Consider the following 12,751-nt stretch of genomic DNA (forward strand, 5'->3'; position numbering starts at 1 on the left):
GTGTGCTTTTAGAATCCAAGATTTAGCCCGATCATAAATACCCTGTTTACCGGGAATACGAAGTTGTCGAAACCGCGGGAAGTAGCGTCGCCACTATTAATATCAGGCGTGTATCCGCTATATTTAGTGATGGTGAACAGGTTCTCCACATTGGCATAAACCCTGACCTTTTGTATTTTATCTTTAAAGAGATGTGATGGAATCGTATACCCCACCTGGATATTTCTTACGCGGAAAAAGGAACCATCTTCCAGGTAACGATCTGATTGCGGACGGCTGTTCTGATTCGGATCATCCCATACCAGGCGCGGATGTGAGGCGCCTTTATTATCTTCCCGCCAGTAGTCCAGCGTAGAGGCGAGGAAGTTACTGCCCTTGTTGACCCCTTCCAGTTCAAGGCGGGTGGCATTATAGATCTTGTTACCGAATACGCCTTGCAGTCCCAGCAAGATATCCAGTCCTTTGTAGGCGAAGTTGGCATTCAGTCCCATGGTTAAAGTAGGGAAAGGACTACCGCAGTATTCACGGTCGTCATCCGTAATTTTTCCATCGTTATTGGCATCTTTAAATTTAATATCGCCGGGTTTTGCATTGGGCTGTACCAGGTTACCGTCTTTATTGCGGTAAGCATCTACTTCTCCCTGGCTCTGGAACAAGCCCTGGGTATGGATCAACCAGAATCCACCAATCGGATAGGCCGCCAGTGTTTTGGTAGTGGCTACGTTAGTACGGTTGGCGCCACCATTGATTACCTGGTTGGCATCTCCCATTGCTATTACTTCATTCTTCATCGCATTACCGGTAAGGGTAACACCGTAGCTGATATCTTTTGATGCTGCTACCTCATTCCATCCCAGTGTAACTTCTACGCCTGTATTTTTAATCTTACCCGCATTACGTACAGGATCATTGGCGCCGCCTGTTGATACCGGAATGGGCACTGTCAGCAAAATATCTTTTGTATTCTTGTTGTACCAGTCTGCTGTAAAAGAAATTTTATTTTTAAGGAATGATAAGTCAACGCCCACATTCGTCATGGCAGTTTCTTCCCATTTGATGAACGGGTTTGCAAAATCTTTCGGGAAAGCACCGTTAATGATACCACCGGCTCCATTCGGATAATTGATATTGGTGGTCACCACGCTGCTGTACATATAGTTGGCAATCTCCTGGTTACCCAATACGCCGTAGCCGCCCCTGATCTTGAACTGATCCAGCCAGGAAACGCCTTTCATAAATTGTTCTTCTGCCACATTCCAACCCACAGAAACCGATGGGAAGTTGCCATAACGATTGTTCCGTGCAAACTTGGAAGAACCATCACGACGATAAGTTAAGGTAATCAGGTAACGGTAATCGTAAGAATAAAATAAACGGGAGATAACAGATGTCAAGGCGCTTTCTTCTGACCAGGCATTGTTTAGCCGGTCCTGTGTAGCTGCGCCTACTTCCTGGATACCATCCGGCATACCTTTACCGGAAGCCATAATATAGCGGGTACGATAGTTCTGATAAGAGTATCCCAGCAAGGCGCTTACTTTATGCTTGCCAAGGGTTTTATCGTAGGAGAGCAGGTTTTCCAGTAACAGGTTGGTATTGGTGGTACGGTCATCACTGAGACTGGAAATATTTTTGGAAGTAAGGCCGAAATCATATGCATTCTGATAATCCGTTGCACGGCTCATACCGAAATCGGGTGTAGCATTGAAACGGTATTTCAACCCGAAGGGCAGTTTCATTTCTGCATACAGGTTGATGAAGGCACTGTAATTATTCCAGGTTCTTTTTGTGAGTCCTTCATCCAATATGCCAAGCGGGTTAGGAAGATCCACTGCATCGCCGTATACCTTACCATAGCCGCCACCTTCATTCGTAGCATCGTAGCGGGCCAGCGAAGGAATAGACTGTAGAATGATCCCCAGGTAACCGCCGCGTGCAAAACTAAACAACGGATTATTTTGCTGTGTACTCAATACCACATTGTTACCTAAAGTAAACCAGCCACGTTTATATTCCAGCTTGATCTGTGCATTGTAACGTTTGTAGTTGGTGCCTTTTACAACACCATCCTGTCCTAAATATCCCAGGCCGGTATAGTAAGTAAAGTATTTGCTACCACCTCGGATGGTGAGGTTATAGTTCTGCATGGCGGCAGATCCCATCATCATCCGCTGCCAGTCGTTATTTTCTTTTTGGTCTATGTTCTGCGCCATTTCCAGTACCGGTTTATTGATAGCTGCTCTGGAAATGGTGGTGAGATCGGCCCACTGGGTAGCATTCAGCATGTCCAGGTATTTTGCAGGTGTTTGTATGCCGTAGTTGGCGCCTGCTTCAATAATAGGTTGCCCGTCTGTATTTGAACCTGATTTTGTGGTGACAATAATAACACCGTTGGCCGCGCGCGAGCCGTAGATGGCTGCGGAAGAGGCATCTTTCAGTACATCGATGCTTTGAATGTCATTAGGGTTGATCTGATCAATGCTACCCATGTACATGCCATCTACAATGTACAATGGACTCGCATTATTAAGCGTACCGATACCACGGATCATGATACGGCTGCCAGCGCCGGGTGCGCCGCCTTGTGATACGATGTCCACACCGGCTATTTTTCCCTGCAATGCCTGCCCGATATTGGCGTTGCTTTGTGTTGTCAGTTTATCCGCGCTGATATTGGCAACCGCGCCGGTGAGATCGGCCTTGCGTTGTACACCATAACCGATGGCTACTACTCCTTCCAGTCCTATCGCTTCATTTTCCAGGGTTACATTAATGCGCGCCTGATTGGCAACAGCTACTTCTTTTGTTTTCATGCCTACAAATGAAAACACCAGTACACCACCGGCAGGTACACCGGGTAATATATAAGTGCCATCAGTATTGGTGGTGCCACCATTCGTTGTTCCTTTCACCATCACAGTTACTCCGGGTACAGCTTCTCCCGTAGTGGTGATTACTTTACCGGTTACGCCTATTTTATGAATAGCCGTATCCACTGTTATTTCGTCCGTAGAAGCTGGACTGCTCTTCGCTCTTGTCCGGATCCGGATGGTGTTTTTTTCAATCACATAATATACCGGTTGGCCCTTCATACACTTGTCCAGCACCTGTTGCAACGGCACATCCTTTACATCAATGGTAACGGCTGAAGTTTCCTGGAGGATGGTTTCATCGTATACGATATTGACATCCGTTTGCATCACTATGGCAGCAAACACTTTTTTCAGCGGTGCATTTTTTAATGACAGGGTGATTTTCTGAGCATACCCTACTGCACTCGCCTGTAAGAAAGTAACGAGGAATAAAAAGGTGGTTAGTTTCATAACAAGGCTCATTTTGTTTAAAACGGAATGCCTTTCAGCGTTTTCAGTGAAACCGCGCATGGCAATGCGATGCCGCCAGCGCGGCAAGGGAATTCTTCCAATAAAATCAAGATACATAAACGTGTGAAATTTGGCTGATTATTATAATAACGTGTTGCTAAAAAACTTTCATTGTTCGATCACTGTGTCAGGGCATTACGATAATGCGGCGGCCCTCTAAATCAAAATGATTATTATTATTTTCTTCTAACAGTTGCAATACTACGGATAGTGGCAGGTTGCGGCTCAAACCACCGCTATACTTTTCTTTGCCGGGTATTTTCTTATATACTATCTCCACATCGTACCAGCGTGATATTTCGCGGAGAATTGTTTCGAGATCGAGGTCATTAAATATAAAGCGGTCATTTTTCCAGGCAATCACCCTGTTTACATCGGTAGTCTGAACAGCGATATCAGCAGTATGCGTGGCTGCAATGGCCTGTTCACCGGGTTTCAGTACTTTACCTGTTATTCCTTTCACTACTTTCACGCCGCCTTCCAGTAAGGTTGTGTTGATGGTATTTTCATCTTCATAAGCCATAATATCGAAGTGTGTGCCCAGCACCTGTACTTCCATATCGTTTACTTTTACCTTAAACGGATGTTGTGCATCGGCGGCTATTTCAAAATAGCCCTGACCCTGTAATTCCACGACCCTTTCCTTTCCATTAAAAGCAGCGGGGTATTTAAGGCTGCTGGCAGAGTTGAGCCATACCTTAGAACCATCCGGCAGTACAAGCTGAAACTTGCCACCGCGGGGCGTTGTAAGCGTATTATAAGCGATTGTGGCAGTGGTGGTGTTACCGGTATACTGTAATTGGCCGTTGTGTTGTTGAATATTGATGCCGCCCTGAGCAATCACCTGGTTACCGGTGCTATCCAGTTGTACGATATCGCCGTTGGCCAGCGTGAGTACCGCTTTGTTGCTACCCGGAAGGATATCAGGATTTTTATGATGACTATATTGCGCCGGTGAAGCGGCTTCTTGATGTATAACAAAATAACTGCCGATGGCGATCAGGAACAACAGGGAAGCGGCAGCAGCGAAGTACGGCCATAGCACCCTTCTGCGGGGCAGCGGCAACATAGCGGTGGTGCGGATATGTTGCCACATATTATTGCTGTCGGTTTCATCGAGCAAAGATGCTTCCGGCTGAAACTCATGCCAGGCATTGGTGAGCAGTTGTTGTAACTGCGCTTCATTTTCCGTTTGTTCTACTAATGAAAGAAATTCCTCCCGCTCTGCTACTGTGTCCATCTGGGTACGGTAGCGGTTAAATAGCCAGGCAAGCCTTGTATTGTCCATGCGCATCAAAAATTAACCCGTTTACCTGTAAAGACAACCGACTTGTTAAAAAGGAGGTATTGAGGAGGAAAATATTTTAAAGAAAGTTTTTTAGCGGTTCAGCAGCATTAATAATACAACCGCGTGTGACTTCACAAATCCTGCAATAGCCTTTAAGGCAATTTGCATATATTTTTTTACAGTTGTTGGGGAGATGCCCATTTTTTCTGCAATCTCTGCGTATTTAAGCCCATCTACGCGGCTTAACAGGTATACCTGTTGTTGTTGTGGGGGTAGTTGTGCAACGGCCCGGTCAATTAAGGAGAGGTAATCCGGGCGGAGTTCTGCTGCCGTTACAGGGTCTGAAGAAGTAAATACGAATTGCTCGTATTGCTGCGCTTTCTTCCGGTCGCGCGCCATTTTTTTCAGGCAATTCAGGGTATAGTTGCGGGTAAGTATAAACAACCACGGGGTAAAATGATGTACTTCTTTCAGTTCATGGCGGTTCACCCATACTTTCACGTATACATCCTGGACAATCTCTATGGCCATTTCCTTCGACTGTATAATACTGTGTACGTAGGCAGTTAGCTGATGATGATAGGCATCAAAAAGTCCTGCAAAGGCTTTTTCATCTCCTTTTATCAATTGCGCCACCAGTACGGCTTCGTTATGAACAGTTTGTATCGGCAATGTCTTATGAGGTCAGGTTTGGCGTTAAAAGTAAGTATTTTTTTATTGATGGGGGAATCAGGAGCACCCGGTTCCTTCCTCTATTTAGTAAAAAATAATTATATTCGTTAAAATAATAATTCAATGACCACCATTAGCCATGAGAAATTGATTGAATTCGGTTTTTCTTACCAGGAAGCAAAAAAATCTTACCGGATTGAAACCGGGACTTCAAGTTTTGGAATTGTACACAACGGCAATGGCTGGTTATGTTCTCCCCTGCCGATGGAACATGTGTCTTTAATGAATGTGGCTACGATGGAAGAACTGAAAGAGATTGTTTATAAATAAGCAGCCACGCTGATTTCCCAGCGTGGCTGCCGCTTATGAAAGCACCCTTCGGGTTAAACTTTCAAAAAGACTTTCTTCTTATACATAAAATACAAAAACAGCCATTTGATAAATACAAAGGTAATGCTCAGGGCTACTGCGTTGAAAGGATCTCCTATTAACTGCCCTAACCATTGAAAGAATGCGTTGTTGGTATAGGTCCAGTTAATGAAGTGACCGGAAATATAGATCAGGATGGAGTTCATACCAATCACCCGGAAGAAAAACGCCCAACGTTTATAACCTGCTATATCAATTATATAATAGAAAAGCGACAGCAGCAATAAGCTCCAACCACCTACCTGCAATACAAAAGAGCTGGTCCAAAGATTTTTGTTGATAGGGAAGTCGAGGTTCCAGATCTGCGCCAGTATCAGGAAAATCACCCCGACAATTGCCATCAGTCCTGCTTTCTTTTTAGGGAGCATCTTACCATTCTTTAACAGGTTGCCTGCCAGAATACCTAACAGTGCGGTGCTGATAGCCGGTATGGTAGATATCAGTCCTTCGGGGTCATGAATACCCAGGTATAATTTTCCGGGGAGAATAGAACGATCCAGGTAAGAAGCAAAGTTCCCTTCCATGGTCATATCACCAGGCTGGAAGCCGGGAGCCGCATTGAACTTCAGCAACAGCCAGTATCCAATGATGATGCCGGCAAACCATATTATTTGCGCCCGTTGTGTCTTGAAAAATAAATAGATGATATTGGCAAACATATAGGCCAGCCCGATTCTGCCCAATACGCTACCGAAACGGATTTCGGAGATGGGTTGCAATTCCAGGCCATTGTTATAGACAATCCCTATCAATACCAGGATCAGTCCTCTTTTTATTACACGCAACAAAAGCTGCTGCCTGCTTTTACCTTTCTCCAGTTCACGCCCTACGGAATAGGGTGTAGAAACGCCTGCCATGAACAGGAAAAGCGGGAAAATGAGGTCATAAAAATGAAAGCCGTGCCAGGCTGGATGTTCCAGCTGTACCGCAATGGCGCCTAAGAAAGAAGACCCCGTTGCTTCTGCAAGATGGCGGACAATTCCCTCTGCCCCCATGATCCAGAACATATCAAATCCACGAAGGGCGTCTAATGAATAAAGTCGTTCCGGCTTTACGGATTCACTGTTGTTGGTCGGGGATACTTGTTCCGACTGCACCGGAGATGCTGCTAATGTGCTCATTAATATTGGGTTGTAAATGCGATCAGATGACTGGTTGTTATAGCACGCTTTGTGCGGCGACTAAACTAATAAAACTAACTGTATTTTTTTTAAAAATAATGGTGAAGACCTGTTACCCCCTCAGCAGGGTATCCAGTTGTTTCTGATAATCATATTGCAGGTCTTCATGTTGCGCGGCAATTGCTTTACCGATTTTTTTCAGTTGTTGTTCATATAGGTTATTCAGGGTGGTACTATTTTGTTTAAGCAGCCCGGCTTTTTGTATTTTTGTGCAGAAGTACAGCAGTAATTCCGTTTCTGCCTGCCTGGAGCCGGTATATTTAATATGCTTGGTGGTATACCGGAGTATTTTACGCAGCTTCTTTTTGGTGATGTATAATGTATCACCGGACATCTCCAAAAAACCTTCATCTATCTCCGCCTTCACACTTTCAATATAGTTTTGCTCATCATGTGCCTCGAAGAGCAAATAAGCCAGCAGCTCCTTATTATCCTTTTTATATTTTGCTAAACGTAAGCACAACGCAGCCAGCTGTGCGGGAGGAATAGCACTCAATTCTTTCTTAAGTTCAGTGATAGTAGCAGTTTTCATGTAGATAACATCCTCTTGTTTGCAGGCGCAGCGAAGTTACGATCTATCATGGAATTATGAGAAGGGTTCGGTGGCTGTACCTAATCGCACACCCCCTGTATCAAAACCGAACACATATAAAAATACATCTATCTATATATTATTTATAAATAACATCTCCATAAACTGGTATTTTATTAGCAATCAGCAGACGTTGCTTTTAACGTGATTTAAAAGCACCGCATTTACAAAACCTATAGCAAACCAATATGCTAAAAAACTATTGCAAGATTGCATGGCATAACCTGCTGAAAGACCGTCAATTTACCTTTCTTAACCTGGTAGGACTCTCTACCGGACTGGCCTGTGCTCTATTGATCTATTTGTGGGTGCATGATGAACTGCGGTTTGATAAGTTTCACAAAAATGACAGCCGGTTATTCCAGGTAATGGAAAACCGGCCCAATGCCGCCGGCATTCAAACATCCCCGGAAACGCCGGCTCTTTTAGGAGAAACCCTGACAGGCATGATGCCTGAAATTGAATATGCCGTTGTTAGTACACCGCCATCCTGGTTTACCAGTGTAGCCGTTTCCGTTGGAGATGACAACATTAAATCAGCAGGGATCTTTGCAGGCAAAGATTATTTCAACGTATTTTCTTACCAGCTTATACAAGGCAACAGTAACCAGGTATTGGCAGATAAAAATTCTATCGTTATCTCTGAAAAACTGGCAAAATCATTATTTCATACAACAGATAACATCATCGGCAAACCTATCCGCTGGCAAATAGATCACTTTGAAAAGTATGGTGTGGTAGCAGGTGTTTTTAAAGAGACGCCCGCCAATTCCTCCGTTCAATTTGATTTTGTATTATCGTTTGATGCCTTTAAAGAAATGATGAGCATGGGTGGAAACATGGCTCCCCAGGGCCCCTTTTACACTTACCTGGTTTTAAAGAAGGATGCAAACGTAGCGCATTTTAATACGAAGCTCAGCACCTTTATGAGCAGCTATTTCAAAGGCCCATCCCGTGACCTGTTCCTGAAACCCTATGCTGATAATTATCTCTATGGTAAATATGAAAACGGTGTACAGGCAGGTGGCAGGATATGGTATGTGCAACTGTTTTCCCTGATCGCTATCTTCATCCTAATTATTGCCTGCATCAACTTTATGAACCTGTACACCGCAAAAGCTGCCGGCAGGATGAAGGAAATGGGTATACGAAAATCAATAGGCGCCAGCAGGAAAGCCCTCATTTTTCAATACCTGGGAGAAGCCATGCTGATGACATTCCTGGCGCTGATCATTGCACTGGTGTTGGTGGTATTATTTCTTCCTACATTTAATAACATCACTGGAAAACACCTGACCACTCCTTTCAACATTAACCTGTTAACCGCTTTCTTCATTATTACTTTCATCACCGGACTTATTGGCGGCAGTTATCCCGCCTTCTATCTTTCCGGTTTCAATCCGGTTGCGGTGTTGAAAGGAAAAATAACACGCAGCGCCGGCGAACTATGGACAAGAAAAGGATTAGTGGTATTTCAATTCACGATGTCGGCCATGTTTATTGTGGCGGTGTTGGTCGTATACCGGCAGATCGCCTATGTGCAAAGCAGGAACCTGGGCTACGATAAAGACCATGTTATTTACTTTGAATCAGAAGGAAAGGTGCCTGAAAACATGACTACCTTCCTTGCTGAGATCAGGAAGCTGCCGGGCGTGGTAAATGCCTCCAGCATGGTGGGCAACGTACTGGGCGCTCCTTCCGTAGGGATTCCCTGGCAACATGACGGACAAGATGAAACCATCCTTTTCAGACCCTTCCAGATCAACTATGGTATGATAGAAACACTGGGCATTCAAATGGCCGCAGGGCGCACTTTCTCCGGCGACTTTGGTACAGACAGTTCAAAGATCATTTTTAATGAAACTGCTATTAAAACCATGGGCATCAAAGATCCCGTGGGGAAAATTATCCGCCTGGGAGGCGTGAGCCGGCAGATTATAGGCGTGGCAAAAGATTTTCATTTCCAATCTCTCCACGAAGAAGTAAAACCGTTGTTCTTCAGGATAGACCAGCTGAACAGCACTGTTATGGTGAGCATTAAAGGCGCCATGCAACAGCAAGCGATTGATAGACTGCGGGCATTTTATAAAACATATAATCCCGGCTTTTCTTTTGACTACAAATTCCTGGATGAAGATTACCAGGCGCAATACCAGTCAGAAAAACAGGTGGCCGTGTTATCAAAATATTTTGCCGGACTGGCAGTGCTGATATCCTGCCTGGGCTTATTTGGATTAGCAGCTTTCACAGCTGAAAGAAGGCGTAAAGAAATTGGCATCCGCAAAGTATTGGGCGCTACTGTCAGTCATGTAGTGATCATGCTGTCAAAAGAGTTCCTGCAATCCGTGCTGATAGCCATACTCATAGCTACTCCGCTGGCCTGGTGGATCATGACCGGCTGGCTGCAACATTATGCTTATCATATCCCGATGGGCGCCGATATATTCCTGCTAACCGGTGGCGCCATGATCCTGCTTACTTTAGTGACCATCAGCTTCCAGGCTATAAAAGCAGCGATGGCTAACCCGGTGAAGAGTTTGAGTAATGAGTAAATATAGATGTGCGCTATTTATAATGATTTTATTTTAATGTTCCTGAATGCCACCGCATCACCATGTTCCTGTAACAGTATAGGCGTTTCCGTTACTTCAGAAAAACCTTTGATATCTTTATACTTGCTCACGGCTACCAATGCCTTGAAGGCGGCACTGCCCCGCTCAAATTCCACTACTTTATTGCCATTCAGCCAATGCTCCACATGCGTACCTTTAGAAATAATGCGCACCTGGTTCCATTCTCCCACCGGCTTATTTTTCTTGGCTGCAGCTGCAGGGATAAGATCATACAATGCGGCCTGCTTGCGGTTGCCCTGCATACCATGCGCGGCATCCGGATGGTTTATATCGTCAATAATCTGGTATTCCAATCCCAGCGAGGAATTTGGCAGTACATAATACTTGATGCCACTATTGGCGCCTTTGGCGATGCGGAATTCCAGCGACAATTCAAAATCTTTGAACGCCTGCGTGGTAACGATGTCTCCACCATGCCCGGAAGCCGGGTTTGATTGCAGCACACCATCTTTTATCTCCCAGCCCTTTTCAGGGAAAGGCTTACCGTTGGCGCTTTTCCAACCATCCGCAGTTTTACCGTCAAACAATAACTGCCAGCCTTCCTTTTTTTCTTTTTTGGTGAGTGTTGGCTGCTGTGCAAAGACAATACCCGTATTGAACGCGCATATGGTAACGAGGAATAATAATCTTTTCATCCTGTATAATTTAATATTTATTTTTTCTGAAGATCTTTTCAAAGGCAAGTTGCTTGTCTTCCTTTAAATATAAAACGGGTGTACCGTCTTCCATAACAATATGCAACAACACTGATTTACACGAACGTTTACGTGCAGTTTAAGCATCCACAAACAAGATACAACGCCCGTTTGAATGTTGTATTATTTTTTTATAAAGCTGGCGCAGCTGCACTTACGCCCACAAAAAAGCCCGCACCAGGTGCAGGCTCTAATAATTTCAGGAAATCTCCGTAATTAAATTACTTTTTTGGGAGGCAAGGCAAAGGCAACAGCTTCATGTTCAAAATGACCTTTATGCGATCCGTCACAAAAAGGTTTATTGGCGGAACGCCCGCAACGGCAAACAGAAACAACATCACGTCCTGCCAGATCGTATGCATTACCATTCTTGTCAACGATTTCAAAATCCCCTTCGATTTTGAGTGATCCGTTGTTGTTTACAGTGATTTTAGTAGTAGCCATATACATTCTTAATTGACGGGCGAAAATAGACAATCTATCTCATTTTTAACGCATAACAAATTATGCACATAACTACGACGCATATTTAGTTCAAAAAATGCCGGTGTTAATATGCTGTGTAATTCTTCAAATATGATTTATTTAACAAAAAAAATCCGTATCTTTTTAATGCTTTAAAAATACATGAATTCTTTTTTTATTCCTGCGTTCCCGCGAATCGTCTCCACTTACCAGTTTAACATTGAATTTATTGCATTTTTATTCCGGTCCGGTTTACCCTGAACAGTATTAACAATGCAATTATGAATCATTCAAACAAACAGGAAAGACCGATTGTAAGGTTTCCCTCCAGGGGCAATGCCAGCTTCTTTGACGCCGTAAAGGCCGGCGTGGATCAATATTTTAAGAGTAATGATCTTTCTCCCTACGGTAATATTAATATGTGGGTAAAAGCCGCTGTGATGCTGCTGTTATACCTGGGTCCCTATGTCTGCATCATTACCGGTGTGGGGGATTCCCATGTCTGGCTGTTCCTGGGACTCTGGTTCCTGATGGGGCTGGGTATGGTAGGAATAGGCACCGCCATTATGCATGATGCCAACCATGGCGCGCTATCAAAACACAAAAAAGTGAACACCGTTGTAGGCCACCTGATAGAGCTGATAGGCGGTTATAGCGTTACCTGGAAAATACAACATAATATACTTCACCATACCTATACCAATATAGAAGGACTGGATGATGATATCGACAGTAATGCCTTGTTGCGCTTCTCTCCCCACAGACCGCTGTATTGGTTTCACCGTTACCAGTTTATTTATGCCTGGTTCCTGTATACCTTACTTACTTTGTTCTGGATGAGTGCAAAGGATTTCATACAGCTCTATAATTACCGGCGCTACGGGTTGTTGAGAAAACAACGGATCTCTTTTAAAAAAGCCATGCTACAGGCCAGTTTGCTTTGCATCTTTTATCATGCCTACGCATTGGTGCTGCCGCTTATTTTTTCCGGTATGCCCTGGTATACAATATTATCCGGCTACCTGCTCATGCATGTAACGGCCGGCTTTGCATTGTCCTGTATTTTCCAACCTTCTCATATAGTGGAAACTTCCGCTTTTGAACAGCCAGTTGAAGAAAGCGGAGAACCCCATATGAAAAACAGCTGGGCCATTCACCAGGTATTGAATACGGCTGATTATGCTCCCCGCAATCGTTTTATCTCCTGGTTTATCGGCGGTCTCAACTACCAGATAGAGCACCACCTCTTTCCCGGCATCTGCCATGTACATTACCGCAAAATATCTTTGATTGTTAAAAATGCCGCGCGGACATACGGTTTGCCCTATCATGTACACCCTACTTTCCTGAAAGCACTTTTCGCACATGCAAAAATGCTGAAACAGCTGGGACGAAAATAATTTGGGTAGAGGT

At 44.3% G+C, this 12,751-nt stretch carries 10 protein-coding genes; 3 read left to right on the forward strand and 7 right to left on the reverse strand.

The features are described from left to right. Positions 1-8: 8 nt before the first annotated feature. The 3 genes from ABQ275_RS13005 to ABQ275_RS13015 form a co-directional block, all read right to left on the reverse strand. Positions 9-3,323 carry a TonB-dependent receptor gene (locus tag ABQ275_RS13005; protein ID WP_349318748.1) on the reverse strand — a complete coding sequence of 1,105 codons (3,315 nt, stop codon included), beginning with the start codon at positions 3,321-3,323 and terminating at the stop codon, positions 9-11. A 187-nt stretch (positions 3,324-3,510) separates the two neighbouring features. Beyond that, positions 3,511-4,671 carry a FecR family protein gene (locus ABQ275_RS13010; protein ID WP_349318749.1) on the reverse strand — a complete coding sequence of 387 codons (1,161 nt, stop codon included), beginning with the start codon at positions 4,669-4,671 and terminating at the stop codon, positions 3,511-3,513. A gap of 90 nt (positions 4,672-4,761) precedes the next feature. Beyond that, positions 4,762-5,343 carry an RNA polymerase sigma-70 factor gene (locus tag ABQ275_RS13015; RefSeq protein WP_349318750.1) on the reverse strand — a complete coding sequence of 194 codons (582 nt, stop codon included), beginning with the start codon at positions 5,341-5,343 and terminating at the stop codon, positions 4,762-4,764. Between the two features lie 123 nt (positions 5,344-5,466). Here ABQ275_RS13015 and ABQ275_RS13020 point away from each other — a divergent pair, with 123 nt between their 5' ends. Beyond that, on the forward strand, positions 5,467-5,673 hold the full coding sequence (locus ABQ275_RS13020; protein ID WP_349318751.1) for a hypothetical protein: 207 nt from the start codon (positions 5,467-5,469) through the stop codon (positions 5,671-5,673). A 53-nt stretch (positions 5,674-5,726) separates the two neighbouring features. Here the strand turns inward: ABQ275_RS13020 and ABQ275_RS13025 are convergent, their stop codons facing one another. Next, a complete protein-coding gene (locus tag ABQ275_RS13025; RefSeq protein WP_349318752.1) occupies positions 5,727-6,893 on the reverse strand; it encodes a DUF5009 domain-containing protein in 1,167 nt (388 codons plus the stop codon). A 112-nt stretch (positions 6,894-7,005) separates the two neighbouring features. Then, positions 7,006-7,485, reverse strand: coding sequence for a hypothetical protein (locus ABQ275_RS13030; RefSeq protein ID WP_349318753.1), 480 nt, complete (start codon positions 7,483-7,485; stop codon positions 7,006-7,008). Positions 7,486-7,733: 248 nt separating this feature from the next. Here ABQ275_RS13030 and ABQ275_RS13035 point away from each other — a divergent pair, with 248 nt between their 5' ends. After that, positions 7,734-10,097, forward strand: a complete 2,364-nt coding sequence (locus ABQ275_RS13035; RefSeq protein WP_349318754.1) for an ABC transporter permease — start codon at positions 7,734-7,736, stop codon at positions 10,095-10,097. A gap of 17 nt (positions 10,098-10,114) precedes the next feature. Here the strand turns inward: ABQ275_RS13035 and ABQ275_RS13040 are convergent, their stop codons facing one another. Together ABQ275_RS13040 and ABQ275_RS13045 are read right to left on the reverse strand one after the other, a co-directional pair. After that, entirely contained in the window at positions 10,115-10,813 is a 699-nt protein-coding gene (locus ABQ275_RS13040; protein WP_349318755.1) for a DUF1080 domain-containing protein, read from the reverse strand. A gap of 276 nt (positions 10,814-11,089) precedes the next feature. Then, positions 11,090-11,317: a CDGSH iron-sulfur domain-containing protein gene (locus ABQ275_RS13045; protein ID WP_349318756.1), complete on the reverse strand. Its 228-nt coding sequence runs from the start codon at positions 11,315-11,317 to the stop codon at positions 11,090-11,092. Positions 11,318-11,619: 302 nt separating this feature from the next. Here ABQ275_RS13045 and ABQ275_RS13050 point away from each other — a divergent pair, with 302 nt between their 5' ends. Beyond that, positions 11,620-12,738, forward strand: coding sequence for an acyl-CoA desaturase (locus ABQ275_RS13050; protein WP_349318757.1), 1,119 nt, complete (start codon positions 11,620-11,622; stop codon positions 12,736-12,738). Positions 12,739-12,751 lie beyond the last annotated feature (13 nt).

It is taken from the genome of Chitinophaga sp. MM2321 (genome assembly GCF_964033635.1).
Lineage (GTDB): Bacteria > Bacteroidota > Bacteroidia > Chitinophagales > Chitinophagaceae > Chitinophaga.